The 25,132-nt window shown below is 73.6% G+C and carries 20 protein-coding genes and 1 pseudogene; 12 read left to right on the forward strand and 9 right to left on the reverse strand.

The features are described from left to right. Positions 1–52: 52 nt before the first annotated feature. The 4 genes from ABGA99_RS15035 to ABGA99_RS15050 are packed head-to-tail and all read right to left on the reverse strand — an operon-like array spanning position 53 to position 7,531. Positions 53–3,100 (reverse strand): amino acid adenylation domain-containing protein, encoded by a 3,048-nt coding sequence (locus ABGA99_RS15035; RefSeq protein ID WP_347582796.1) that lies wholly within the window; start codon positions 3,098–3,100, stop codon positions 53–55. Positions 3,101–3,136: 36 nt separating this feature from the next. Further along, complete coding sequence (locus tag ABGA99_RS15040) at positions 3,137–4,267, reverse strand: FAD-dependent oxidoreductase (RefSeq protein ID WP_347578370.1); 1,131 nt, start codon at positions 4,265–4,267, stop codon at positions 3,137–3,139. Further along, positions 4,260–5,888, reverse strand: a complete 1,629-nt coding sequence (locus ABGA99_RS15045) for an MFS transporter (protein ID WP_347578371.1) — start codon at positions 5,886–5,888, stop codon at positions 4,260–4,262. Before ABGA99_RS15045 ends, ABGA99_RS15040 begins: the two co-directional genes overlap by 8 nt. Next, the gene (locus tag ABGA99_RS15050) at positions 5,885–7,531 is read right to left on the reverse strand and encodes an AMP-binding protein (RefSeq protein WP_347582829.1); all 1,647 of its coding nucleotides are present in this window, start codon (positions 7,529–7,531) and stop codon (positions 5,885–5,887) included. The genes ABGA99_RS15045 and ABGA99_RS15050 overlap by 4 nt, the downstream gene beginning before the upstream one ends. Positions 7,532–7,729: 198 nt before the next feature. On the opposite strand from ABGA99_RS15050, the gene ABGA99_RS15055 reads away from it, so the two are divergent. Continuing rightward, positions 7,730–8,623 carry a hypothetical protein gene (locus ABGA99_RS15055; RefSeq protein WP_347582797.1) on the forward strand — a complete coding sequence of 298 codons (894 nt, stop codon included), beginning with the start codon at positions 7,730–7,732 and terminating at the stop codon, positions 8,621–8,623. Between the two features lie 23 nt (positions 8,624–8,646). On the opposite strand, the gene ABGA99_RS15060 is transcribed toward ABGA99_RS15055, so the two are convergent. The 3 genes from ABGA99_RS15060 to ABGA99_RS15070 form a co-directional block, all read right to left on the reverse strand. Beyond that, complete coding sequence (locus ABGA99_RS15060; protein ID WP_347578373.1) at positions 8,647–9,663, reverse strand: GNAT family N-acetyltransferase; 1,017 nt, start codon at positions 9,661–9,663, stop codon at positions 8,647–8,649. 7 nt (positions 9,664–9,670) lie between these two features. Further along, entirely contained in the window at positions 9,671–10,504 is an 834-nt protein-coding gene (locus ABGA99_RS15065) for a DUF6202 family protein (protein WP_347578374.1), read from the reverse strand. 116 nt (positions 10,505–10,620) lie between these two features. Then, positions 10,621–11,649, reverse strand: coding sequence for a DUF6421 family protein (locus tag ABGA99_RS15070; RefSeq protein WP_347578375.1), 1,029 nt, complete (start codon positions 11,647–11,649; stop codon positions 10,621–10,623). 1,255 nt (positions 11,650–12,904) lie between these two features. Between ABGA99_RS15070 and ABGA99_RS15075 the strand changes: the two genes are divergently transcribed. The 3 genes from ABGA99_RS15075 to ABGA99_RS15085 all read left to right on the forward strand — a co-directional run bounded on the left by ABGA99_RS15075 (position 12,905) and on the right by ABGA99_RS15085 (position 15,062). Then, positions 12,905–13,339, forward strand: a complete 435-nt coding sequence (locus tag ABGA99_RS15075) for a hypothetical protein (RefSeq protein WP_347578376.1) — start codon at positions 12,905–12,907, stop codon at positions 13,337–13,339. Positions 13,340–14,088: 749 nt separating this feature from the next. Continuing rightward, entirely contained in the window at positions 14,089–14,319 is a 231-nt protein-coding gene (locus tag ABGA99_RS15080) for a hypothetical protein (protein ID WP_347578377.1), read from the forward strand. An 80-nt stretch (positions 14,320–14,399) separates the two neighbouring features. After that, complete coding sequence (locus tag ABGA99_RS15085) at positions 14,400–15,062, forward strand: N-acetylmuramoyl-L-alanine amidase (protein WP_347582798.1); 663 nt, start codon at positions 14,400–14,402, stop codon at positions 15,060–15,062. Positions 15,063–15,185: 123 nt separating this feature from the next. Here ABGA99_RS15085 and ABGA99_RS15090 read toward each other — a convergent pair. Beyond that, a pseudogene (locus tag ABGA99_RS15090) lies at positions 15,186–15,355 on the reverse strand (winged helix-turn-helix domain-containing protein); the annotation flags it as partial. A gap of 209 nt (positions 15,356–15,564) precedes the next feature. On the opposite strand from ABGA99_RS15090, the gene ABGA99_RS15095 reads away from it, so the two are divergent. From ABGA99_RS15095 to ABGA99_RS15105, 3 genes are all read left to right on the forward strand, one after another. Further along, entirely contained in the window at positions 15,565–16,653 is a 1,089-nt protein-coding gene (locus ABGA99_RS15095) for a MerR family transcriptional regulator (RefSeq protein ID WP_347582830.1), read from the forward strand. 114 nt (positions 16,654–16,767) lie between these two features. Continuing rightward, positions 16,768–17,328, forward strand: a complete 561-nt coding sequence (locus tag ABGA99_RS15100; protein ID WP_347578379.1) for a GNAT family protein — start codon at positions 16,768–16,770, stop codon at positions 17,326–17,328. 125 nt (positions 17,329–17,453) lie between these two features. Further along, positions 17,454–19,355 (forward strand): ABC transporter ATP-binding protein, encoded by a 1,902-nt coding sequence (locus ABGA99_RS15105; protein WP_347582799.1) that lies wholly within the window; start codon positions 17,454–17,456, stop codon positions 19,353–19,355. Between the two features lie 28 nt (positions 19,356–19,383). On the opposite strand, the gene ABGA99_RS15110 is transcribed toward ABGA99_RS15105, so the two are convergent. After that, positions 19,384–20,841: an aminotransferase class V-fold PLP-dependent enzyme gene (locus ABGA99_RS15110; RefSeq protein ID WP_347582800.1), complete on the reverse strand. Its 1,458-nt coding sequence runs from the start codon at positions 20,839–20,841 to the stop codon at positions 19,384–19,386. Positions 20,842–21,177: 336 nt separating this feature from the next. On the opposite strand from ABGA99_RS15110, the gene ABGA99_RS15115 reads away from it, so the two are divergent. The 5 genes from ABGA99_RS15115 (at position 21,178) to ABGA99_RS15135 (ending at position 24,951) form a co-directional block, all read left to right on the forward strand. Further along, the gene (locus ABGA99_RS15115; protein WP_347582801.1) at positions 21,178–22,095 is read left to right on the forward strand and encodes a class I SAM-dependent methyltransferase; all 918 of its coding nucleotides are present in this window, start codon (positions 21,178–21,180) and stop codon (positions 22,093–22,095) included. A gap of 275 nt (positions 22,096–22,370) precedes the next feature. Then, positions 22,371–23,120 carry a class I SAM-dependent methyltransferase gene (locus tag ABGA99_RS15120; protein ID WP_347578383.1) on the forward strand — a complete coding sequence of 250 codons (750 nt, stop codon included), beginning with the start codon at positions 22,371–22,373 and terminating at the stop codon, positions 23,118–23,120. Positions 23,121–23,532: 412 nt separating this feature from the next. Next, entirely contained in the window at positions 23,533–23,709 is a 177-nt protein-coding gene (locus ABGA99_RS15125; RefSeq protein ID WP_347582802.1) for a hypothetical protein, read from the forward strand. A 27-nt stretch (positions 23,710–23,736) separates the two neighbouring features. After that, positions 23,737–24,405: a DNA alkylation repair protein gene (locus ABGA99_RS15130; RefSeq protein WP_347582803.1), complete on the forward strand. Its 669-nt coding sequence runs from the start codon at positions 23,737–23,739 to the stop codon at positions 24,403–24,405. A 99-nt stretch (positions 24,406–24,504) separates the two neighbouring features. Beyond that, positions 24,505–24,951, forward strand: a complete 447-nt coding sequence (locus ABGA99_RS15135) for an SPW repeat protein (RefSeq protein ID WP_347578386.1) — start codon at positions 24,505–24,507, stop codon at positions 24,949–24,951. Positions 24,952–25,132: the final 181 nt, after the last annotated feature.

The following is a 25,132-nucleotide window of genomic DNA, read 5'->3' on the forward strand; positions in this document are numbered from 1 at the left end:
TGCCTGTGGTACCTCCGGCCCGGCCGCCGCGCCGGCCGGGCCGCTCTCGCGGTCAGCCGGTGAGCGTGGCGCGGTAGGCGGCGAACGCCTTGTCGAGTGGGCCGTCACGCAGCCCGTGGCGTTCGTCCAGCGCCGCGCACCCGGCCCTGGTGAACAGCCGCGGGTTGTCGACGAACAGCCCGGCGAAGTCCGGTACTCCGTCCGCCCCGGTGGCCGGGAGGGAGGTCAGCACGGCGTGCAGCAGGGCGGAGGCCGACCGCTCGTCGGCCTCGGCCGCCGCGGCGAGCGTGGCCATGAACTCCCGCGGCGGCAGCGGGCGCGCCCCGCCGTCCGCCGCGTCCGCCGCGCCGGCCGGGGACAGGCCGACGGCCGCCAGGTCGACGCTCTCCGTTCGGAAGACGTGGTAGTCCGCACCGGCCGGTCCCTCGGCCAGCCCCGCCGCGAGCCGGGCGGCCGTCTCGTCGACCGGCGTGTAGTCGGTGCGCATCGGCACCGCGGGCCGTACCCCGGCCTCGTGGAAGGCGGACAGTAACAGGTGCGTGAGCGCCCGCGGGTTGGGCACGCCGTTGTCCGCGGCCGGCATGATCTCGCCGAGCCGGTAGATCGTGACCGGCGCGCCCAGCTCGCGCGCCCGCAGCAGCAGTTTCTCCGCCACCAGCTTGGAGCGGCTGTAGCCGCTGGCCGGGACCGTCACCCGCCGCGGGTCGGTGTCCTCGCCGAGCGGTGCGCCGGCGTGCAGCGCATGCCGGTCGAGCGCCCCGAGGGTGGACACGTGGTGCAGCGGCTTCGGCCGGCCGAAGAGCGCGAAGCGCAGCGCGTGGGCGGTCCCCGTGACGTTGGCGGCGCGGTGGTCCCGGTAGCCGAGCAGAAAGTTGACCAGCGCGCCGGCGTGCAGCACCGCGTCGCACTCCGCCGCGTACCGTTCCCACCGCCGCGCCGGCCAGCCGAAGCGGGGCAGGGCGAGGTCGCCGGCGCGGGCGTCCAGCCGCTGCCCCAGCGACTCCTCCCACAGCCCTTGGGCGCGCAGCGCGGCCACCATCCGGCTCCTGGCCTGAGCGTCGTCGCGGGCGCGCACCAGGCACACCACCCGGCCTTGTGTGCCGTCGAGCAACCGGTGCACCGCCCGGGAGCCGACGAAGCCGGTGGCCCCGGTGACCAGCACAGTACGCGGCGGCAGCACCACGGCGGCACCGGCGGCGCGGGCCGCCGCGTGCGCCAGGTCCGCCGGCGGCAGCGCGTCGCGCTCCATCAGCGCCGACTCCTCCTGCGCGCCGTCGTCGCCGTCCTGCGCCGGCCGGCGCAGGACGGCGACGACGAGCGCGGCGGGGGTGCGGTGGGTGTAGAGATCGGAGACGGTCACCGGCACGCCGAGCGCGTCGCGCACGGCGATGGTGGCGCCGAGCGCGCTCAGCGAGTCGCCGCCGCGGGCGAGGAAGTCGTCGTCCACGCCGAAGTCCGGCAGCCCGAGGACGCCGCGCACGATGTCCGCGACGCGCTCCGCCGGCGGGTCGCCGTCGCGGGCGGCGGACCGGACGCCGGCCTCCAGCTTCTCCGCCACGATCCGGCGCAGCGCCTCCAGGTCGACCTTCCCGTTGTCGGTCAGCGGGAGCGACTCCAGGACGAAGCAGTGCTGCGGCAGGTGGATGCGCGGCAGCACCGACGTCAGGTGCGCGCGGAGCGCCGCCGGCGCGGTGCCCTCCTCGGCGGCGGCAGCCACCACCAGCTTGTTGCGGCCGCCCCGCCGCACGGTCAGCGCCTTGGCCTGGATCACTCCGGCGCACCCCTCGGCCGCCGTCTCGATCTCGGCCAGCTCGATGCGCACCCCGTCCACCTTCGCCTGCCGGTCGCGGCGGCCGGTGAAGCGCAGCAGGCCCGCCTCGTCGAACCAGCCGAGGTCGCCGGTGCGGTACAGCCGCGGGCCGGGGATCTGGGGGTACGGGTTCGGCACGAAAACCTGCCCGGTGCGCTCCGGGTCGCCGAGGTAGCCGGCGCCCACGCAATCGCCGCCGACGAGGATCTCCCCGGTGCGGCCGGCGGGCAGCGGTGTGAGCGTGTCGTCGGCGACGACCGCGTAGCAGTTGTCGATGGGGCGGCCGAGCGGGATGCGGTCGCCCTCGTCGCCGGCGATGCGGTGGAAGACCATGCCGATCGCGGTCTCGGACGGGCCGTAGCCGTTGGTGATCTCAAGCCCCGGAACCAGGTCGCGCAGCCGGTGCACGGCGTGCGGGATGATCTCCTCGCCGCCCACGACGAGGTGGCGCAGCGACGCCACCTTCGCCACCGCCGCGGACTCGGCCTCCAGCAGGGCCAGCAGCATGCCGAGGATCGCGGGCACGAAGTCCGTGACGGTGACGCGGTAGCGGTGGATGATCTCCACCGTCCGCTCCAGGTCGAGGAACTCGCCCTGCTCTGGGACGATCGTGCGACCGCCGGTCGTCAGCGGCCACAGCAACTGCCAGATCGCCGAGTCGAAGGTGTGCCGACTGTTCTGCAGGACGACCTCGTCGCCGGTGGCGGCGAACCAGCGGGTCATGAAGCGCAGCCGGTTGGCCAGCCCGCGGTGCAGGTTCAGCGCGCACTTCGGCGCACCGGTGCTGCCCGAGGTGAACACCCCGTACGCCACCGCGTCCGCGCCCGGCGCCGGCACGTCGGGCCCGCGTCCGCGCGGACGGATGCGGTGCGCGGCGACCACGTGCGCGCCGTGCTCCACGACGGCGGCGGTCGCGGTGAGCACCAGCCGCGGGGCGGGGTGCACGAGCACGGCGCGCAGCCGCTCCTCGGGCCAGGCCGGGTCGCAGAGCGTGAAGGCGGCGCCGAGCTTCATCAGGGCCACCATGCACAGCGGCAGTTCGAGACTGTTGCCGAGGACGACGGGCACGATGTCTCCGGCGCGCACGCCCGCCTCGGCCAGTTCGGCGGCCAGGCCATTGGCGAGCGCGTCGAACTCCGCGTAGGTGAGCGTGGTCTCGGTCGTGCCGCGGTAGGTGACGGCGGGGCGGTCCGGCGTGCGGGCACGCTGCTGTTCGATGAGGGCGGTCACCGGACGGTACGGGCCGTGGTCGGCCCGGCCACCGGCGAGGTGCCAGATCGTATCCGACATGTCCAGCGAACTCTCTCTCCCGGAAGGGGGTTGAGGTCAGAGAGGTGCCGTGCGGGTGCGGACGGGGGTGACGTCTGTGGCGAGCGAACGCAGTGCGATGGGTGGTGCGTCCCCCGCGGTGAGGGCGGCGAGCAGTGCGCCGGCCGCGGGGGCTGTCTGGATGCCGTAGCCGCCGAGTCCGGCGAGCCAGCAGAACCCCGGCGCGTCCGGGTCGGGCCCGATCACAGGGGTATCGTCGGGCGCGGCGGTGCGCAGCCCCGCCCAGGCGTGCGTGACGTGCCGCAGCGGGAGTGCGACCATCGCCTCGAACCGCGCGATGGCCAGCGCCACGTCGGTATCGTCGTGCCGCGCTCGACCCGGCGCCATCGGCGTCGCGTCGGCAGGGGAGAGCAGCAGGCCGCCGGGCTCGGGGCGGGCGTAGAAGGTGTCGGCGACGTCGGTGACCATCGGCCAGCCGGTGACGTCGTGGCCGTCCGGTACCGATGCGAGGGCGGCGGTGCGGCGGTACGCGACGAGCCCGGCCGGCGCCACGCCGGCCAGGTGTGCAACGTCGTCCGCCCACGCGCCGGCGGCGTTGACGACGAGCGGCGCGGAGAAACCGCCGGCGGAGGTGGCGGCGTGCCACCGGCCGCCGCGGCGGCAGAGCCCTGTGACCCGTGCACCGGTCACCACCGTGCCGCCGGCGGCACGCAGCCCGCGCAGGAAGCCCTGGTGCGCGGCGTCCACGTCGATGTCGCAGGCGCCCGGTTTGTGCAGCGCCCGGTCGAAGGCGCCGGGGCGGAGCAGGGGGCAGAGCGCCAGCGCCGCCGCGGCGGTCAGCTCCACCGCGGGCTGCGGCGCGCCGGCCCCCGCGGCCTTCGCCGCCTCGAAGGCGGCGGCGGTCTCCGGGGTGCCGAGGGCGAGCACGCCGCGCGGCGCGAGCAGCGCGGCGGCGGCGAAGCCCGCGGGCGGCGCCGCGTAGAAGGCTCGGCTGTGCCCGGTGAGCGCCCGCACCGCCGCGTTGCCGAAGTACTCGCTGAACAGCGCCGCGGAGCGCCCGGTCGCGTGCATCCCCGGTGCGCGCTCCGCCTCCAGCAGGGTCACCCGGCTGCCGCCGCGCTGCCTGGCGAGGAACCATCCCGCCGCGGCACCCGCTATGCCTCCCCCGATGACAAGGACGTCAGCCACCGTCGCCCGTCCTTCCCGGCTCCGCCGGTCCCGCGGGACCGGGCGCCGCCGGCTCCGCCGGACCGGCGGTTCCGGCCGCCGGCGTGTCCGTCGTCTTCGGTCCGTCCGTACCGCCCGCCGCGGTGCGCACGTCCGCCGGCGGTCCCGGCTCGGCCCTCCCCGGCACGGTCAGCAGCGCGAGAAGCAGGGCGAGCGCCGTGACGCCCGCCGCCACGAGGAACCCGCGGCCGACGCCCTCGGACAGCGCGGCCTCCGCGTCCGCGCGGCCCTGCGCCTCGACCGTCGCCCACACCACCGTGCCGAGCACGGCCAGGCCGGTGGCGCCGCCGATCTGCCGGGACATGTTGAACAGGCCGGAGGCGGCGCCCGAGTCCTCGTCCGGTACGTCGGCGAGCGCGGCGATCGTCAGCGGCACGCTGACCACACCGAGACCCGCATACGTCAGCACCGTGGGAAGAAGCATCCCGGTGGTGTACCCGGCGGAGTCGCCGATCCGCGACAGCCACAGCATGCCGACCGTCGCGACCAGCAGCCCGCCGCACACCAGCGGCCTCGTGCCGGCCACCGCCACGAGGCGCGAGCTGACCTTGGCGCCCAGCACCAGCAGCCCGGTCAGCGGGATGTACACGAACGCCGTCTGCAGCGGCGAGTAGTCCCACACCCGCTGCAGGAAGAGCGTGAGGAAGAAGAAGATGCCGAACATCGCGGTGCTGGTGAGCGCGAACACCGCGTACGTACCCGGCCTGGTGCGGCCTGCGAACAGCCGCAGCGGCACCAGCGGCTGCTTGCTCCGCTTCTCCACCAGCACGAAGACCGGCAGCAGCACCGCCGCGAGCACCAGCGCGCCGACGACCGCGGGAGAGCTCCAGTTGCCGCCGTCCGCGGCGCCGTCGATCAGCCCGTAGACCAGCAGCAGCGCCGCCAGCGTCCCGGTGACGGCGCCCACCGCGTCGAACGCGCCGCGCCGCCGCTCCGTCTCCTTCAGCACCCGCCGGCCCACGGCGAGGATCGCCACCCCGATCGGGACGTTGACGAACAGCACCCAGCGCCAGGAGAGATACGACGTGATCAGCCCGCCGGCCATGATGCCGACGCCGCCGCCCGCCGTGGCCACCGCCGTGTACCAGCCCACCGCCCGATTGCGCTCCGGCCCCTCGGGGAACGTCACCGCAATCAGCGAGAGCGCGGCCGGCGACGCCGCCGCCGCGCCCACGCCCTGCGCCGTCCTGCACACCACCAGCAGCCAGGGCTCCCAGGCCATGCCGCCGAGCAGCGAGGCGACGGTGAACAGCGCGATGCCGGCGGTGAACACCTGCCGCCTGCCCAGGATGTCGCCGCATCGGCCGCCCAGCATCAGCAGCCCGCCGAAGGCGATCGAGTACGACGCGACGACCCACTCCAGGTCGGAGCCCGACAGATCGAGCGAGCGCTGCATGCTGGGCAGCGCGACGTTGACGATGGTCGCGTCGAGCAGGAACATCAACTGCGCCGTGGAGATCACCAGGAGCGCGACGGAGCGCCGCCTGCGCGCCGCGTGGGACGCGGGGGCGCCGCCGGGCTCCGCGGAGCCCGGCGGAAGAGAGGACCCCCAGGGGGGCGGGGAGCCCGGCGACGCCGTCATCGGCGGGCGGCGTACTCGATCTCGAGCCGCTCGCGCAGCGGATGGCGCAGCACCTTGCCCAGCGAGTTCTTCGGCAGCTCCCAGACGAACTGCACCCGGTCCGGCCACAGCACCCGGGCCATCTTCTCGGCCGCCAGGTGCGCGTGCACCGACTCCAGCGTCGGCGGTTCGCCGTCCGCCACCACCACCGCGCACACCAGCTCCGCGGTGGGCAGCTGAGGATCGGGGTAGCCGACGAGTGCGACCTCCCTGATGTTCGGGTGCCGGGTGAGGACGGACTCGACCTCCAGTGTGGCGATCTTCTGGCCGTTGGCGCGGTTGATCTGGTCCACCCGGCGGCCGGTGATGCGGATACCGCCGCGGCCGTCGTGGCGCGCCAGGTCGCCGGTGTCGAACCAGCCGTCGGCGTCCAGGCACGCTTCGTACACCTCGCGCTGGCCCAGATAGCCCAGGCACTGCGAGGCGCCGCGGACCAGCAGCCGGCCCACGGCGGGCTCCGGCCCGCCCGGCCCGGCGTCGATGCGCACCTCCATCGACGGCTCCGCCCGGCCGTCGCTGTGCGCCGCCCAGCCTTCCGGGTCGCCGTCCCGGGTCACGGTGACCGCGCCGTTCTCGGTCATGCCCCACAGTGCGCGTACGGGCAGGTCGAAGACCTTCCGCATCTCCGAGATCAGCCGCGGCTGAATGGGCGCCGAGCCGGAGACGACCTGCACCACGGCGGAGGTGTCCCGCGGCTGAGCGCGCTGGATCTCCAGCATGTCGACCAGCCGCGCCGGCGCGGCATACGCCCATGTGATGCGGTGCTCGGCGAGCAGGTCGAGGAACAGCTCCACGTCGAGGTGGTCGGACTGCGTGACGCAGGTGGCGTGCAGCAGCAGCGGCATGTAGCAGGCGTAGGTCAACCCGGCCATGTGCGTGGCGAAGGCCGGGATCGAGATGATGTCGCCGGCGGTCAGCCGGTGCGGCCGGGAGACCGCGAGCACCGCGGCGTGCAGGGTGTTCTGGCTGTGCACCACGCCCTTCATCCGGCCCGTGGTGCCGGAGGTGTAGAGCAGCAGTGACGGGTCGTCCGGCCCGAGCCGGGCGGCCGGCGCCACCGGCGGGTGGTCGGTCCGTACGAAGAACCCCTCGAAGTCCAGCGCACCGGACGCGGCGGCGTCGCCGACCACCACCCGGTGCGCCAGCGTCTTCGGCGCGGCCTCGGCCAGCCGGGCGCCGTAGTCGGTCTCGCCTATCCGGTCGACCGTGACGCAGACCTTCGCGCCGCTCTCCGTGAGCACGTACGCCAGCTCGCGCACGTCGAGCGCGGGGATCACCGGCGAGGTGACGGCGCCGATGCGGTGGCACGCCAGGAAGAGCGGGGTGAGCTGCCACCGGTTCGGCATGTACAGCGCGACGACGTCGCCACGTCCGACGCCGAGCGCCGCCAGCGCCGCCGCGAACCGCTCGACGACGTCCGCAAGCTCGGCGTAGGTGAGCGTCGTGGCGCGATCACGACCCTCGTACGCGATGATCGCGGGGTGAGCCGGGCGTGAACGGGCCGCCGCCTCAAGGTCGTCGAGGAACGTCTCGTCCCTCCACCAGCCCGCCGTGCGGTACGACTCGTCCTGTTTCCGGCCTGGCGTGACGAGCGTTCCCCACATGCCCACCGCAGCAATCCCCCTCGTACGCGAGCACGAATACGGCGGCTGATGCTAACGGGACGGTGCGGTTGAGCGGTAGACCGTCTGTGTGGCCAAATTCTTGTGCTGCCAACGGCCTTGACAGGGAGTTCGTCCTGCCGGGAGGCTCCGGCACGGGAAGGCGGAGGGCCGCGTCGCCACGCACCCGATGGGAGCACCGTGAAGATCGGCTTGCTGGGCTGGGACTACACCGGAATCGATCCCGACGGCCCGAGCCTCGTGGAGTACGGGCGTGAACGCGGGCACGAGATGTCGTTCTTCACGCTGGAGGAGATCGCGTACCGCACCGGGCCCGGCGGCGACGTGGAGCTGTCGCTGCGCGGGGAGCCCGCGGTGGCCTTCGACGCGATCCTGAACCGGGCCAAGCTGTACGGCGACGACTGGCAGGACCGGGTCGAGCGGCTGACGATGCTCAGCGACACCCCGGGCCCGCGCATGTTCGACCCCGCGGAGGCGTGGCTGACCGGGTACAGCAAGTTCCAGATGGCGCAGCGGCTGGCGGCGGCCGGGCTGCCCGTGCCGCCGCTGCGGTCGGCGACCACCACCGCCGAAGTCGAGGCGGCGTGCGCCGAATGGGGCCCGGTGATCATCAAGCCGTCGTTCGGCTACCGCGGGCAGGATGTCGAGCGGATCGCCGACTACGCCGCCGGCAAGGCACTTGCCGAGGAACTCCTCTCCCGTCACCGCACGCTGGTGTGCCAGCCGTACTACCCCACCGAGGGCGGTGAGTTCCGGATCACCGTTGCCGGCGAGGTCGCCCCGATCAACATGCTGAAGCTGCCGGCGGCCGGGTCCTGGCGCTGCAAGACGCTGGAGGGCTCCAGCTTCGAGCGCTTCGACGCCCCCGACGAGCTGATCGAGCTGTCGGTGGTGGCGACCCGCGCCATGGGCCTCACACTCGCCGGACTCGACGTCCTGCCGACCTCCGACGGCTACGTCATCCTTGAGGTCAACGCGGTGCCGGGCTTTCTGTCACTGCTCGGCAGGGAACAGCACCGGCAGGTGCTCGGCGGCGTGTTCGACTGGGTGGAGCGGAGCATGGCGGCGGGCTGAGCGGGCACCGCCGCCGGGCTCCGTCAACCGCCGGGTCGGCGCAGCACGGTCGGCGCCAGCGACGGCGCCGCGTACAGCGCGGAGTTCACCGGGGACTCGCAGACGAGGTTGACCGCGAGCTGACGCGGACCGCCGGCGGCGGCCGGGGGGCTGCTCCCGCCGCCCGTGCCGCCCGCGCCGGTGTGCTCGCCGCCCGGCGCGGACACCGGATAGCCGAGCATCAGCGTCGGGTCGCTGAGTGCGCCGAGCCGCAGCACCAAGTCGGCCTCGTCCGTCACCGCCGGGTCGGTGAAGTCCTGTGCGGGCACCGGCCGGAAGCCCAGCCCGGCCTTGAACACGAACAGGCCCGGCTTGGTGAGGTGCCCCGACAGGTTCGGCTCGTCGCCGAGCGTGGCGTACTCGTACCCCTTCTCCCGGGCGATGCGCAGCGCCGCGGTGTACAGCGCCCTCGGCAGGCTGCGGCGCCGCCACCCCGCGCTGACCGCGGAGAACCGCAGCACCGCGGTCCGGATGTCCGGCCGTTCCAGCACCAGCACGCCGCCGACGACGTCGGTGCCGTCCACGCCCCCGCCGCCGACGCCGTCCCCGGCGACGGCGAAGACGCCGAAGAACTTGTCCGGGCCGTTCAGGACCGTGTCCCGGTAGTCCAGGGCGAACGGCACGCCGAAGCGCATCCGCGCCACGCGCGCCGCGTACAGGACGAGGAAGCTGTCCAGCAGCTCCGGAGTGACGGGGTCGGCCACCACCTCCCGCAGCCCCGCCGCGGCGGCGCGGCGCTGCGCCCTGCGGATCGACTGCCGGTCGGCCCGCTCCAGCCTGCCCAGGAACGCCGCCTCGTCCGTACCCAGCTCCGCCAGCCACGTCACCGCGGACGGCTTGACCACGAAGCCGCGCGCGGCCAGCTCACCGGCCAGCCCCGCAGGCGGCTCCGGCAGCCGGACCACGTCGATCCGCTCCCGGACCTGTGCCCAGGGCCGGCGGTCCAGCTCCGCCGGCTCGATCACGGCGAGCGCCAGGCCGTAGTGGTCCCGCAGTTCCATGTCCGGGCTACGCGCCGGCCGCTGCGGGCTCGGCCAGGCGCCGCGCGAAGCACTGCAGCGCGCGTGAGAAGCTGCCGGCGTACTCCTCGACCAGCCGCAGGAACTCCGCCGCCTCCGCGTCGTCCGTGACCAGCGTGGTCATGCCGGTCTCGTCATCGCTGACCTGCGCGGCGTGCACCGTCTCCGCCTTGATGTGGGCGTCGATCCAGGTGAACTGCTCCTTCTCGGTGAAGACCTTCTCGCCGCCCGCCGTCACCTTCCCGTACATCCGCCGGAACGCCACCGCGATGTCGAGCGCAATGGTCTCCACGACGCGCAACTGCACGGCGGCGCCGTGCGGGGAGACGGCGAGCCGGTCCATGTTCGCGAGCAGCTCCGCCACCGGGCCCGGCAGCTCCTGCGCCCGGGCGCGCTCCGGCTCGCCCACGCGTGCGGCGAGGGGCGCGGTGATGGTGTCGTCCCACCAGACGTAGTGGATGCCGGCCGGCCCGCGGGGCGCGACCGAGCTGAACTCGGGGGCAGCGTTGTCCAGGTCGTCGCCGATGACGCGGTAGACGGTCTGGAGGGCGCCCAGGAGCGTACGGGACGGTTCGCGGTCCGCCGCGAAGGAACGGGCGATCACCCCCAGCCCGGCCAGCGTGGTGAACATGAAGCCCTTGGTCATCGCCCGCCACCACACGGCGATGTCGAGCCCGGCCTCCGGGGTGACGGAGCCGGCGTTGCGCGCGGCGGCGAAGAACGGGTTGTCCGTCCGGCGCAGTTGCGCCTTGTCGATCTGCTCCTCCACCCGGTCGTCGAGCCGGTTCCGGTCGACCGCGGGCAGTTCCGCTGCAGCAGTCACATGCACTCCAGGGTGTCCGTCGGGGTGTGCTCCTGTTTTCCGTTCCGTGCGAGTCGCGCCGTTCCTTCGGCCGCCGCGCGGTGACGCGCCGCGGCCGGGCCGGTCCGGGCCGCGCCCTACACGCCCAGCGACGCCTTGACCGCGGCGAAGTACGGGATGTGCCGGTAGTCGCCGGCCTCGGCGTCGTAGTCCGTGTAGGCGTGGGTGAACTCCAGCAGCCGCTTCTTCACCGCGGCCACCGGCTCCTGGTGGATCCTGCGCTCGATCGCCTCGATCTCGCCGAGGAACCCGGCCAGCACCCGGGGGAGGTCCCGGTCGAGATGGATCAGGCCGCCCCGAAGCCGCAGCCCGCCGTGCTCCGTGAGATAGGAGAAGAGAAGCTGCGAGGCGACGGCGTCGTAGTTGGGGCGGGGTATGCCCTCGACCGCGTAGCGCAGCAGCCGTTCGGCGAGGATGTACTCGTACGTCAACCGCGCCGGCTCCGCCGGCAGCGCGGCGTCGCCGAGGAGCGCCAGCATGCCGGACACGTCGACGCGCAGCTCCTCCAGCCCGGCCAGCGGCTTCGACGTCTTCGCCGGGAGGAACTCCGGAATGGGCATATCACCCTGCCTGTGATGGTATTCGTGCAGTCGCACCCACCAGGACGAAGCCAGCTCTATCTCCGTGTCCGTGGCTTTCTGCACAAGTGGCAGACTCCCTTCCGCAAGGACCGGTCCCAGCATGCGGCGGGTAATTCGGCGATGCCGCTCAACGAACTTGTCGATGAAATAGAAGATCTGGTCGTCCGGCTCCTGCATCCCGTCGATGTGATTCTCCGGGAACAGCGCCACCACCGGCCGGCCGCCGAATCCCGCGGAGCGGGCGACGATGTTCACCGGCATCGTATTACTGGCATACCGATCGGCCATGTACGGATTCGTGGGCAGGGTTTCGTACGCCAGGAACTCTAACCGCAGCGAGGGGAAGTACGAGGCGTCGAACAGGGAGAACAGCCGGTTGTCCCGCCTCGTGTTGATGTGCTCCTTGACGGCTGAGAGCCGCCGACCCGGGATGAAGTCGCGTATGTCGTCCAGAAAGGCACGGACCGCGGGTTCCCGGCACAGTCCCGGCATTTCCTCGATACGACGGGCGAGTCGGGTCAGCATCTCCGGATCCCGGAATGAGGCACGGTCGTCGAGGTCCCGACGGATTTCATCGGTCTCTGCGCACAGCGAGTTCAGCGGATCCATCCAATGCCTCCGGACCGGAGCGGGATTCAGGTGAACGAGCGGAGTCGCGGAATCGCGAGTCGACCAGGGGATCCTAACTCCGTGTCAAGACCGTGGCTAGGGTACGTGCGCATTACCATTCGAGAGCGCCAACGCGGCCGGGGAGCACGAGCAGTGCCCCGCCGGCCGCGACACGGGAGGGGCGGCGGCGTGCGGAGAACACGGCGTGGGAAACAGCGGCGTTCGTCTCCGCCCAGCAGCTCGCGCCGGCCGAGCGGAAGCGGCGGGAGGAGCGAGGGGCCCGAGAGCGGCTGCGAGGAACCCGAGCCGCTGGCGGCGGCCGAGGTCCGTGCCGAGGCAGTCCGTTCCGCGGCGGTGCGGCGACGGGACGAGGTGGTCGCCGCCGCGGCCGGGGTCATGGAATGGGCCGGGCAGGAGGCGGCGGACCTGCGTGACCGGGCATGGCTGGCGGCGCATCGTGTGGAGCAGGCGGGGCCGTACGGGAGCAGGAGCGTTACGCCTCGCGTATCGCCGAAGCCCGCACCAGCCTTATCGCGGCCCAGCGCTCCCGTCGCCTCGATCGCCGCTCGCCACAAGTCGGCACAGGGGGGCGGCGGGCGCGAGATGACGCCGAGCCCCGCCGCGCACGGTCGGAGGGACGGTTCACCCGGCGACGGCGAAGCCTGCCGGCTGCCCGACCGGCGGCCGGTTCAGGTCCGAGCGGGACCTCCTTCGCGCCAGCCGGTCGATCTGATTCGTTCACTGCCAGATGACGACCAAACGGAAATTTTCACTTCACGGGACATGCGCGGGATCAGCCACATAACACGCCGTCAGCTAGGTCATTGACCTCCGGAAACGCGGGAAGATCGAACGCTCCGGAGCCGTGTGCGCAGGTTCGAATCCTGCCGGGGGCACCTCAGTCGAGGTGCCCAAGACCCGTGACCGGCGCGAGCGCTGAGGACAGGGTCTTCTTGGGTGCGCAGCCGAAGGCCGCCGGATGCGGCTCCATGCCACTGATCACGTCATGAGCACGTAATGATCTTGACGGGCTCCCTCGCAGGTCGGCTCCTGCTTGGCCCAAGACATCCACCGCGTGGACCAACCATCGGCAGCGACCACCTGACCATGCCGCTCCCGCGTGTGGTGTCCTGGTCGCATGAATGGCGCTGCCTCGGCTCTCATCGCAGTCTTGGGGACGTTGCTGGGCTCCACGATCACGTACCTGTTCCAGCGCAAGTCGGCAGAGCGGACCGAAGGCTTCACTCGCCGGCAGCAGCTCCGCACGGAACGCATGGGCGTCTACAGTGACTTCGCCGGCGCCCTCACGGAACACCGGCGCAGCCAGTACGACCGCTGGCACCGCAAGAACGAAGATCCGGACAGCACGGCCACCTCGGAAGCCCGGCTGGAGTCGTACCGACTCAAGGGGCTCGCCCAGCAGGAGCTGTTCCGCGTTCAGCTCATAGCCGGCTCCCCCACGGTGGTCGAAGCAGCTCAGCTCGCTTTCGACGCGACGTCCCCCCTGCACCACGCGTCCGACGAGGCGCAGTTGCGCGCCGCGGGCAACGAGGCCAAGGCCGTCTTGGAACGCTTCATCACCTTGGCCTCCAACGACGTTCAGTAGCAGCCCACTCAGGGTGACGCGGGCCCGGATTGCTCCGGGGCCCGCGATCGGTCCTGCAGCAGGGGCGGCGGGAGCGGCGCCTCTCCGTCGTCGCGCTGCTTCCGGTCCCGGCGATCGTGTGCCTCGCCGGAGTTCGTCCACGCCTTACCCGGCGTGGGCCGAGTCCCGGCCCACTGGATGCGGTCCCAGACCTTGCGCGGAACGTGCTGTGCGGGCGTCGCAGATCCGGTGCTTCGCCCGGCCGCAGTGTGGTGTCTCGCCGGTAGTTCCCATGCGGGGTCAGGATCCCGACTCCGCCTTGCGGCGACGCACGTACTCCGGCCAGTTGCGTTTGATGGCCGAGACGTGCTCTATCGGGACGCGGACAGGTCCGCAGTGCTGCTGGTGGCCGCGGCATGCGCCACTCCTTCGTGCCGCCGACGAGCTGCACGACTCCTCCCGCCCCTCGGACACGGTGTGGAGCGACCTGCGTGACCGCTACGGCGAGGCACATCCTTGTCCCTGGCCGACGGGCTCCTCCTGGACGAGGAGAGCTGGGCCGCTCCGTCCCCGGCCACCGGCTCCGGCGCGCGGCGGCGCTGAACGGGTGGGGTCTGCCCGTCACCACGGCCGGGTGGGGCCGTGGGGGGCCACGTAGAGGCATTCCGGCGCAACCGGCGCGCTACCGGTGTCCTGTACCTCTTTCGTACACGAGAAGTCGGCACTGCGCGCGAGTGGCCCCACGAAACCCACAACCGTCTGGAGACGACATGTCGCAACGACCATCCCGTCGTGGCTTCCTGGGGATAGCCGCGGCCGTGGCCGCCGCACCCGTGATCTGCTCCGGTCAGGCCTTCGCCGCGGACCCGCGCGAACTGCCGATCGTGAACCGCCCCGACCATCCCGGCGCGCTCCACCCGTCCGGCACCCTGCGGCACGCGCAGGCGGAGCCGCTCAACGCCACCGTGGACTGTGCGCTGTCCGGACGGAGGGCCCTGTGACCACCTTCGTCACCCGGTCCCAGTGGGGTGCACGCGCTCCGCGGAACACCGACGGGAACATCACTCCCCAGAACGGCGGAGTGACCATCCATCACGTCGACGCCGTCCACGTCGCCCGTACGAACCACGCGGACTGCGCCGCCCAGGTACGCGGGATCCAGAACTACCACATGGACGGCAACGGCTGGGCGGACATCGCGTACAGCCACCTCGTCTGCGTGCACGACTACGTGTTCCAGGGCCGCGGTGAGAACCGCCGCACGGCCGCGAACGGCACCACCCCGGGCAACCAGAACTGGTACGCCGTCTGCGGTCTCGTCGGCGGGACCGCCGGTGACTACGACACCATCACCACCGGCCTGATCAACGCCTTCCGCTACGCCGTCAACCGGCTGCGCACGCAGGGGGGCGCGGCCCGTGCCATCTGCGGCCACCGCGACCACCTGAGCACCGGCTGCCCGGGGAACCTGTACGCGAACGGCGTGCTCAACGGCGCGACGAACCCCGGCGGCGGGCCGCTGCCCTACCCCGGCGTCAACTTCCGCCAGCCGCCGACCTTCAGCCACGCGAGCGTGGCCACGTGGCAGAACCAGATGAACGCCCGCCACGGCTACAGCCTCGCCGCGGACGGCGCCTACGGCCCCAACTCGGACGCCGCGTGCCGCAACTTCCAGTCGAAGAAGGGTCTCACCGTCGACGGCATCGTCGGCCCCGCCACCTGGGGTGCCACCTTCCCCGGCTGACGGACGCCTCTCGGCTTCGCGTCCGATGCCGGCGTGCGGAGGCCGAGTCCGGGCCCGAGGGGGACGCTCCCGTCGGGCCCGGACGACGCCGGCCGGGAGGCGGCGGCCTGGTGGCGGGAGCGGTCAGGAGCGGGAGTTCAGGCGGGCCGGGGGCGTGGGGGTCGTGGCGCGGAGGCGGTAGCCCACGCCGCGGATCGTTTCCACCGGGCCGGCGCCCGGTTTGCCGCGTAGTAGCGGACGTAGACGTCCACGATGTTCGAGCCCGGGTCGTAGTCGAAGCCCCAGACGTGCGCAGGACGGAGAAGCCGTCGCAGGCGGGGAGGCCGAGGTCGAGGATGAGCAGGTCCCAGCGGAGAATTCACACCGCGACTCGCCACGGCCTGCCCCGGGCTCGCGCTACGGCTTGCGGGCGACCCGCCGGGCACGAGGAAGGCCGCTTGACCCTCACGTGGCGTGAGGGGGCATCGTCGGGGGCGTGGCGGAACATCTGACCGTGGGACGCGTGGCCGAGTTGGCCGGGGTGAGTGTGCGCACGTTGCACCACTACGACGAGATCGGCCTCGTGCGGCCGTCCGCCCGGACCGCGGCCGGCTACCGGGCGTACGCGGCGGGCGACGTGGAGCGGCTGCGCGAGGTGCTGGGCTACCGGCGGCTGGGGTTCGGGCTGCGGGAGATCGCGGAGCTGGTCGACGACCCGGCCACCGACGCGGTCGCGCACCTGCACCGGCTGCGCGGGCTGCTGCTGGCGCAGCGCGAGCGCGCCGCCGCCATGGTGACGGCCATCGACAGGGAACTGGAGGCGCGGGCGATGGGGATCAGGACGACGTCGGAGGAGCAACTTCGGGTGTTCGGACCTCAGTTGTACGAGACCATCGGCTCGGCGTATCCCGCGACCCGGCGCACCGAGCCGCGGATCGCCGCGCGGATCTGGGACGCGCTCGGGGACGCCCGTACGGTGCTGAACGTCGGCGCCGGCACCGGTTCGTACGAGCCGCCCGACCGGGACGTGACGGCGGTGGAGCCGTCGGCCGTCATGCGGGCGCAGCGGCCCGCGGGCGCGGCGCGGTGCGTGGCCGCGAGTGCGGAGCGGCTGCCGTTCCCGGACCGGTCGTTCGACGCGGCCATGGCGGTGAGCACCGTGCACCACTGGCCGGACCCGGTGGCCGGGCTGCGGGAGATGCGGCGGGTGGCGCGGCGCGTGGTGGTGTTCACGTACGACGCCTGCGACCCGGGGCGGCGGGAGCGGTTCTGGCTCACCCGCGACTACCTGCCGGAGTTCGCCGGACTCCTCGCGGACTGGCCGTCGCTGGCGGACCTGACCCGGGCGATCGACGGCCGCGCGGAGCCGGTGCTCATCCCGTGGGACTGCGCGGACGGCTTCTTCGAGGCGCACTGGCGCCGGCCCGAGGCGTACCTGGAGGACCGCGTGCGCCGCGCGGTGTCGGTGTGGACCAGGGTGGGCCCGGCGGCGGAGCAGCGGGCGGTGAACGGCCTCCGCAAGGACCTCGCCTCGGGCCGCTGGCAGGAACGCAACCGCGACCTCCTCGCCCTGGACGCAGCCGAACTGGGCCTCCGCCTCCTCATCGCCTGACCGGGATCGGCCGTGTCGGGAGCCCGCCGGGTGGCTGCGGGGTTCGCTCGAACGGGCACGGCTTGCCGGGGGATGCGTTTGCGGTCGGTGGGTCCCGGCGGTTAGGAAACAGGGATGCTACGAGGCACGAAGGTCGGGCTCAGGGCCCGGCACGCGGACGACATCCCGGTTCTGCAGGCCGACCTCTACGACGACGTCGTCGCCGGCTCGCGGGCCCAGGCCACGCCGTGGCGGCCGATCGCGGCCGCGTCGAAGGACAACCCGCTGCTGGTGGACGACAAGGAGGAGGGGCAGGTTCCGTTCTCCGTGGTGGAGCTGGACGGCGGGGCGCTGGTCGGTACGGCGGCGCTGTGGGGCATCGACACCCACCACCGGTCCGCGCACGTCGGGCTGGGGCTCATGCCGTACGCGCGCGGCAAGGGCTACGGCACCGACATCGTCGCCGCGCTCTGCCACTACGGCTTCGTCGTACGCGGCCTGCAGCGGCTGCAGATCGAGACCCTGGCCGACAACGCCGCCATGCTGCGCGCCGCCGAGCGCAACGGCTTCGTCCGCGAGGGCGTGCTGCGCTCCTCGGCCTGGGTGCTGGGCACGTTCCTGGACGAGGTGATCCTCGGGCTGCTCGCCGCCGACTGGCAGCCGGACGCGGCCGGGCGGGTGGGCGGCGGGCGCTGACGGATCGCCCGATCGTTGGTACCCCGCGCGAGCCGTGGGGGTCCGGCACCCCGATCCTTTGGCATGCTGCACTCATGTCGACGCCGCCCCTGCGCCCGGGGGTCTCCCCAGGTGGTTCCGCCGGTGTGTCCGTTTCGCCGGCCGGTGGCCTGCGGTTGCGGGCGCAGCGGGTGAGCCGGGACGTGCGCGGGGCGGGGCGGGTGCTGAGCGGGGTGTCGCTCGACGTCGCGCCCGGGACCCTCACCGTGATCGCCGGGAGCAGCGGCGCCGGCAAGACGGTCCTGCTGCAGACGCTGGCGGGGCTGAGCGCGCCGAGCGAGGGCGAGGTGTGGCACGACGGGGCGTCACCGGGGCCGCCGGGGCCGGAGTTCGGGTACGTGCCGCAGGAGGACATCATCCACCGCGAGCTGCCGCTGCACCGCACGCTGGTGTACGCGGCCGGCCTGCGGATGCCGCCGAAGACCCCGGCCCCCGCCGTCGCCGCGACCGTCGACCGGGTGCTGGCCGCCCTGGGGCTGACCTCGCGGAGCGAGACGCCGGTACGGGCCCTCAGCGGCGGCGAACGCAAGCGGGCGAGCATTGCGGTGGAGTTGCTGACCCGGCCCCGGGTGCTGTTCCTCGACGAGCCGACGTCCGGGCTCGACCCGGCCACCGGCGCGGAGCTGATGCACACCCTGCGCGGGCTGGCCGACGACGGCACGACCGTCGTGCTGACCACGCACGCGCTCGCCGATCTGCCGCGCGGTGACCGGGTGGTCTTCCTGTCGGCCGACGGCGAGGTCGCCTATGCGGGTGAACCGGGCGCGCTGTGCGCGGCGTTCGGCGTGGCCACGGCGGAGGAGGTGTACGGCGCGGTGGCCGCCGGCGCGCGGGCGCCGGGGGCGGGCGCCGGCGACTTCCCGCAGCGGGACGCCTGGAGTCCGCCGGGACCGGCCGGTGCGGCGGCACCGTCCGGGCCGGCGGCACCGCCCGGCGCCGCGGCGCCGATCGACGCGACGGCACCGGTACCGGCCGCGGCATGGACCGTGCTCGCCACGGCGACGGCGGCGGAGCCCACCGCCCGGGCCGGCGACGCGGCACCGACCGGGCCCGCAGCGCCGCCCCGGACCACCGCCCCCACCGCCCCCACCGCATCCGCCGCATCCGCCGCCGTTCCGGCCACCCGGCCGGCCCGCGTCGGCGCCCTGCGCCAGTGGGCCCTGCTCACCCGCCGCGGCACCGCCCTCCTCCTCCACAACCGCCTGTCCGTCGCCGTCCTCGTCGGCTCCCCCGTGATGATCGTGGCGATGTTCGCCGTGCTCTTCCGCGGCGGCGCCTTCGACCCCGCGTCCCCGGACCCGGGGTCCACCGCGATGATCATGTTCTGGATCGCCTTCGGCGCCTTCTTCTTCGGGCTGACGTACGGCCTGCTGCAGATCTGCACCGAACTGGCCGTCCTGCGCCGCGAATGGCTCGCCGGCCTGCGGATCGGCCCTTACGTCGCCTCCAAACTCACCACCATGCTCCCCGCGCTCGCCCTCGCCGACGCCCTGCTGCTGGCGGTGCTGCGCGCGCTGGACCGGCTGCCGCCGGCCGGCTGGGACACGTACGCCTCGCTCTTCGCCTCCAGCGTGCTCGCCTCCGCCGCGGCCCTCGCGCTCGGGCTGCTCGCGTCGGCGGCGGTGGCGGAGCCGGGGCAGGCGACGCTGATGCTGCCGCTGCTGTGCTTTCCGCAGGTGCTGTTCTCGGGGGCGTTCGTGCCGGTGCCGCGGATGACGCTGGGCGGCGAGGCGATCAGCCTGGCGATGACCAACCGGTGGGCCTTCGAGGCGCTCGGCAGCGGGGTGGGTCTGGAGTCGCTGTGGCGTACGGGCCGTTCGCCCGCGGGGTGGCCGCTGCTGGCCTCGTACGGAGAGTCGTTCGCGCATCCGGCCGCCCGCGGGTGGCTGATCCTGACGGGCTTCGCGGTGCTGTTCCTGGCCCTGACGTGGTGGGTGGTCGTGCGCAAGTGCCGGGACGGCGCCGAGCGGAGCCGGCAGGGGCGTTGACGCGGGCCGGGGTCCGGGGCCCGCGGGGTCAGCAGCCCAGTCGCGGCGCCAGGTCCGCCACGTCGGGGACGCGGTCCCGGTAGGTCTGCGCCACGAACGACAGAAACGTTTCGACATCCCGGGGCTGCGACGCCGCGCCCAGGGACACCCGCACCGCACCCGCCGACGGCAGGTGCAGCAGCTTCAGATAGTCCTCCAGCGAGCCGAGCCGCCTGCGGGCCGCCCGGCGCAGCCGGCGCGGCGACAGGTCGAAGGCGGCCTCGCCGGCGCCCGGGTTGCAGAAGCAGCCGGTGCGCAGGGAGATGCCGTATGCGGCGCTGTCGCGGATGATGACGCGCTCGTCGACGACGCGCCCTTCGGCGTCGAGGACGTTCAGCGCGACCGTACCGCCGCGCGGTGCGCCGGTACGGTCCGGGCCGTACACCCGGATCAGCGGCGCGCCGTCGCCGTGCCGCAGCGTCCGCAGCCCCGCGAGTAACCGCCCCGTCAGCGCCTCGACGTGGTCGTGGACGCGGTCGATGCCGATGGCCTCGATCCAGGCGAGGCCGGCGGTGACGTCCGGTATGGCGAGGAAGTTGACGGTCCCGTCCTCGAACGCGGCCTCGTCGTCGGCGAGGACGTGCCACTGCGCCTGGGCGCTGACGGCGTAGATCGTGCCGCCGGCGAACCACGGGCGGCGCAGCTTGGCGAGCGCCGTCCTGCGGGCGATGAGGGCGCCGAGGCCCGTGGGATGACCGAAGAGCTTGTACCAGCTCACGACGGTGAAGTCCGGGTGGTGGCGGCCGAGGTCGAGGGCGTTGGTCGGGACGTACGCCGCCGCGTCGAGCACGACGTCGTAGCCGTGGGCCTGGGCGGTGGCGATCCACTCCAGGGAGTGCTGCACGCCGGTGAAGTTGCTCTGCGCCGGGTAGGCGAGCAGCCCGCGGGGGCGGTGGTGCCCGGGGGCGAGGGGCCGCCGGGTGCGTACGGACAGCGCGGCGTGCATCCGGTCCTCGTCGATCCCCAGGTCCGGCGTGCGCAGCGGGACGTACGCGACGGCCGCGCCGCGGGCCCGCGCGTACTCCCGCAGGCCGTTGACGGAGTTGTGGTTGTCGAGGGAGAGGACGAGCCGGCTGCCGCGCCCGAGCGGATACGCCTCGCCGACCAGGCGCAGTGCGCCCGTGGCGTTGGGCGTGAAGATCACGGCGTACTCGGCGGGGTCGGCCTTGAAGTACCGCAGCACCGCCTGGCGGGCCTCGGCGAGCCGGTCGCCGGAGGCCCGGGACGCGGGGCTCTCGGAGTGCGGGTTGCCGAACAGCCCGCCGGTGATGCGCCGCGCGCTGCCCGCGACGAGGGAGCGCGGCGGGAGCCCGGCGCCGGTGTGGTCGAGATAGGTGTGCCCGCCCTCGTCGAGATATCCGAACTCCAGTTCCCGCAACTCCGCGAAGAGGTCGGGGGCGTCCGCCGCTCGTTCGCGTACGTGCCCGGTGGTGTCTGCCCGGCCCATGGGACCCCTCCGCATGAATCCGCCAAAGGTAGCGATACCAGGATGACACCGACCACCCCCGGTGGCCGCAGCGAAGCGCGGCTAGGGCAAATCGAACTCAGCGGGGTATTTGATATGGCAGCTCGGCCGCATGTCGCATTCACAGATTTTCGAGTACCGCCGCGGGGCATGCAGGCGTGGCCGCCGGGACTTCGGCCGGTGTGCCGCGGCTGCCGGGTGCCTCACCTGGATGGCCCGCGCTCGCCGCGCCAGGGGCGTCCGCCCTCGGTGACGGTCCGGCGGGCCGATGCGAAATCGGGTGGCGGGGGTGCCCGGGGCGTTACTAGCGTCGCGGCCATGAGGCATGAGGATCCGCTGGCCTACGTGGTCGGCCTGGAGGGCGTTGCCCTGCTGCGTTCGTTCACCGGGGAGTACGACCGGGCGTTCGTCGCCGCGCGGCTCGGCGAGATCCGGCGGCTGCTCGGCGACGGGGCGCTGGCGGGCGCGGGCGTGGACGTCGCCCGGGTGTCCACGGTCGAGGGCTACCGGATCTGGTCGGAGACCTACGACGGGCCCAACTCGGCGTTCGACCTCGACGAGCCGGTGGTCGGGGCGTTCCTCGACCCGTTGCCCGCCGGCGTCGCCCTGGACGCCGCCTGCGGCACCGGGCGGATGACCGCGCTGCTGGCCGGGCGCGGCCACCGCACCATCGGCGTCGACAGCTCACCGGACATGCTGGCGCGGGCCCGGGAGCGGGTGCCGGAGGGCGACTTCCGCCTCGGCGGGCTGGCCGCGCTGCCCGTGGCCGACGCCGCCGTGGACGTGGTGGTCTGCTCGCTCGCCCTCACGCACGTACCCGATCTGGGCCCGGCGATGGCGGAGTTCGCGCGGGTGCTGCGGCCGGGCGGACACCTCGTGACCTCGGACGTCCACCCGGAGCGGGTGGCGCTCGGGTCGATACCCGCGGTGCGCCTGCTCGACGGCAGCCCCGGGCGGGTGGAGACCTACCGGCACGCGGTCGGGGACTACGTACGCGCCGCGCTCGCGGCGGGGCTTGAGGTGCTGGGCTGCGAGGAGCCGGGGGTGCCGGCCGCCGGGGAGGCGAAGGCCGCCCCGGCTCCGGCGGCCGGCCCGGGGCCGTGGGAGGCGTGGCCGTGGTCCCTCCGGGAGCTGGTCCCCGAGGCCGCGGCGGCGTCCGACGCGGGCGTCCCGGCGGAGATCGTCTGGCACTTCCGCCTGGCCGGGCGCCGGGCGATCACGCCTGCGGGCGCGTGACGTCGCAGCGCGGGTACGTCACCGCCGCGCCCCGGACGTCAGGGCTGTGTGCTCCTCACCGGGTGCTCGTCCGGCTCGCCGCCCCGCGTCCGCTCGACGCAGCAGGTGCGGCGCCGGAACCACCCGACGAGCGGCGACCGGCCGAAGTAGCCCGCGCAGCATGCCGATTCGCCCCGGCCGACCACCGAACGGGTCCGGCGGCGGATGCGGAACGCAGGTGACCTACCTCATCGGGGAACCGCACCCGCCACCGCCGCCCGCATAAGGTGGCGAACATGGATCCAGCAGACTTCTACACCGGAATCGTCGCGGAGCTGTACGGCCCACTGAAGTCCGTCACCCAGGACCCCGAGCCGTACGCCGCCTTCGTCGAACAGGCCGGTACCCCCGCGCTGGAGCTGGGCTGCGGCGACGGCGAGCCGCTGCTCGAACTGCGCCGCCGCGGGCTGGACGTGGACGGCGTCGACTCCTCCGCGGACATGCTGGACCGGCTGCGCCGCCGCGCCGCGGAAGAGGGCCTGCCCGTCACGGTGTTCCAGCAGCGCATGGAGGCCCTGGACCTGCCGCGCAGGTACGCCGCCGTCTTCCTCGCCGGGCCGACGTTCAACCTGCTGCCCGACGACGCCACCGCGCTGGCCGCCCTGCGCGCCATCCGCACCCACCTCGCCGCGGGCGGCACCGCACTGATCCCGCTGCACCTGCCCGCGCCCACCGCCGCGGCGGACGTCGGCCGGGCCCGCACCGCCACCGCACCGGACGGCGCCGAACTGCGGGTCCGCATCGTCGCCGAGAACCGCGACGAGCACACCCGCACCCAGACGACGCTGCTGCGCTACGAGCGCTACCACCCCTCGGGCAGCAGCATCACCGAACGCCCGTGGGTGCTGCACTGGTACACCCGCGACGGCTTCGAGACCCTGGCGGCCGTCGCCGGGCTCGCCCTGTCGGGGGTCACCGGCCCCGACGGCCGGCCCGCGGCGGCGGACGCCGACCACATCCACGTACGGCTGCGCGCCGCCGACTGACCTCCGCCCGGCCGCACTCCGCGCGCCCGTCCCGGACTCATTCGCCCGGCTGTTGACGCCCCCTCGCGGGCCGCCGGACGCTGAGCCGTATGCCCCCGACGACGTTCCGTCGTCCCTCGCGCCGCAGCGTCCTGCGCGGCGCCTCCGCCGTCGGCCTCCCGGCCGTCGCCGCCCCCGCATCCGCCCGGAGCGCCACCGACGCGGGCCCGCCGCCGCCCAACGTCGTCGTCGTGTCGATCGACGACCTCGGCCGGCGCGAGTTCGGAACGGCAGCCCCTGCCGGGACGCGACCGCGCCGCTGCGCGGCGGCGGCGGCGAGCTGTACCACGTCGGCCGCGACCCGGGCGAGACCGACGACCTCGCCGGCCGCCACCCCGCGAAGCTCCGGCAGTCGACCGTCACCACGGCGTACGTGGACCAGGGCGCGGGCTGGGAGTTCCTGTTCACGGCGGACGCGGGCGGGGTGCTGCACCTCAGGGACCCGGAGGTGCGGGCCGCGTACCGCTATACGGCGAGCGTGCGTCTCGACCCGGGCACGATCACGCTGAACGGGCTCCGGGCGGCGAGCCGCCCGGAGCGCGGCCGCTAGGCTCCCCTCGACCGGCAGGAGGGTGCGGTGGCCGAGATGACCCTGACCGAGGTGCTGGCCGAGCTGGCCGGACTGGAGGATCCGAAGGCGCGCGCGGTGAACGAGAGGCACGGCGACGACCACGGCGTGCACCTCGGCAAGCTGCGTGCGCTCGCCAAGCGGCTGAAGACGCAGCAGCCGCTCGCCCGCGAGCTGTGGCGGACCGGCGACACCGCGGCGCGGCTGCTGGCGTTGCTCATCTGCCGTCCGAAGGCGTTCGAGCGGGACGAGCTGGACGCGATGCTGCGCGAGGCGCGTACGCCCAAGGTGCACGACTGGCTCGTGAACTACGCGGTCAAGAAGAGCCCGCACGCCGAGGAGCTGCGCCTGGCCTGGCTCGACGACCCCGATCCGGTGGTGGCGAGCGCCGGCTGGGCGCTGACCGCCGAGCGCGTGGTGAAGAGCCCGGCGGGCCTGGATCCGGCGGGGCTGCTCGACGTGATCGAAGCGGAGCTGAAGGACGCCCCCGACCGGCTGCAGTGGGCGATGAACACCTGCCTGGCGCAGATCGGCATCGAGTTCCCCGCCCTCCGTGCCCGCGCCGTGGCCGTCGGTGAGCGCCTGGAGGTGCTCAAGGACTATCCGACGTCCCCCGGCTGCACGTCCCCGTTCGCGCCCGTCTGGATCGCCGAAATGGTCCGCCGCCGGGGCGCCTGACCAGCGGCGGACCCGGCAAAGTGGGCACAAGCCACCCAAACGGGCGTATCGTGGCCTAAGGGGATGCATCCGACTCTTCTTGGAGAGGAGGCAGCAACCATGTCGCATCAGCAACACACCACCGACATGACCTCGCACCCCGACGTGGGCGAGATGCGCGAGCGTTTCGATCGCACGACGGCCAGGGGTGGTGTGGTTGCCCTCGAAGGACTGATCCTGCTCGCCGGCTTGTTTGCCGCGATTTCGCCCTGGGTCGTGCACTTCACGGGGAACACCAACCTTGCCATCAACAACCTCATCGTCGGCATCACCATCGGCCTGATCGGACTCGGGCTGGCGCTCGCCCCGGAGCGGACGTCGGGCCTGGCCTGGCTGGCGGTGCCGCTCGGCGCCTGGCTCGTGATCTCCCCCTGGGTGGTCACCACCGCGAACACCGCGTCCAACGGCGCCATCTGGAGCAACTGCTTCGTCGGCGGCGCCACGGCCCTGCTGGGACTGCTGGCCGCGGGTATGACCGTGGCCTTCCGCCAGAAGGCACGAACGTAGGGCACACAGGCAGGGCCGGGCCTGATCCGGCCTGTCGGCACGGCCCGAGGCCGGGCCGGCCCGGGGTCGATCCGGGTGCGGCTCGGCCGCGGGCCCGTGCACGTCCGCGGCGGGGTGGGGACAACCCCCGGCCCGAGACGCCGACCAGCCCCCTCCCCCGCGACCGGCGCGTGGCGCAGGC

It is taken from the genome of Streptomyces sp. B5E4 (assembly GCF_039871555.1).
Taxonomy (GTDB): domain Bacteria; phylum Actinomycetota; class Actinomycetes; order Streptomycetales; family Streptomycetaceae; genus Streptomyces.

Bases quoted from the DNA above. Each gene is read 5' to 3' on its own strand.
- ABGA99_RS15035 (WP_347582796.1), bottom strand. From the start codon at position 3,100: ATGTCGGATACGATCTGGCACCTCGCCGGTGGCCGGGCCGACCACGGC.
- ABGA99_RS15045 (WP_347578371.1), bottom strand. From the start codon at position 5,888: ATGACGGCGTCGCCGGGCTCCCCGCCCCCCTGGGGGTCCTCTCTTCCG.
- ABGA99_RS15050 (WP_347582829.1), bottom strand. From the start codon at position 7,531: ATGTGGGGAACGCTCGTCACGCCAGGCCGGAAACAGGACGAGTCGTAC.
- ABGA99_RS15060 (WP_347578373.1), bottom strand. From the start codon at position 9,663: ATGGAACTGCGGGACCACTACGGCCTGGCGCTCGCCGTGATCGAGCCG.
- ABGA99_RS15070 (WP_347578375.1), bottom strand. From the start codon at position 11,649: ATGCTGACCCGACTCGCCCGTCGTATCGAGGAAATGCCGGGACTGTGC.
- ABGA99_RS15080 (WP_347578377.1), top strand. From the start codon at position 14,089: ATGTCGCAACGACCATCCCGTCGTGGCTTCCTGGGGATAGCCGCGGCC.
- ABGA99_RS15100 (WP_347578379.1), top strand. From the start codon at position 16,768: ATGCTACGAGGCACGAAGGTCGGGCTCAGGGCCCGGCACGCGGACGAC.
- ABGA99_RS15110 (WP_347582800.1), bottom strand. From the start codon at position 20,841: ATGGGCCGGGCAGACACCACCGGGCACGTACGCGAACGAGCGGCGGAC.
- ABGA99_RS15115 (WP_347582801.1), top strand. From the start codon at position 21,178: ATGAGGCATGAGGATCCGCTGGCCTACGTGGTCGGCCTGGAGGGCGTT.
- ABGA99_RS15120 (WP_347578383.1), top strand. From the start codon at position 22,371: ATGGATCCAGCAGACTTCTACACCGGAATCGTCGCGGAGCTGTACGGC.
- ABGA99_RS15135 (WP_347578386.1), top strand. From the start codon at position 24,505: ATGTCGCATCAGCAACACACCACCGACATGACCTCGCACCCCGACGTG.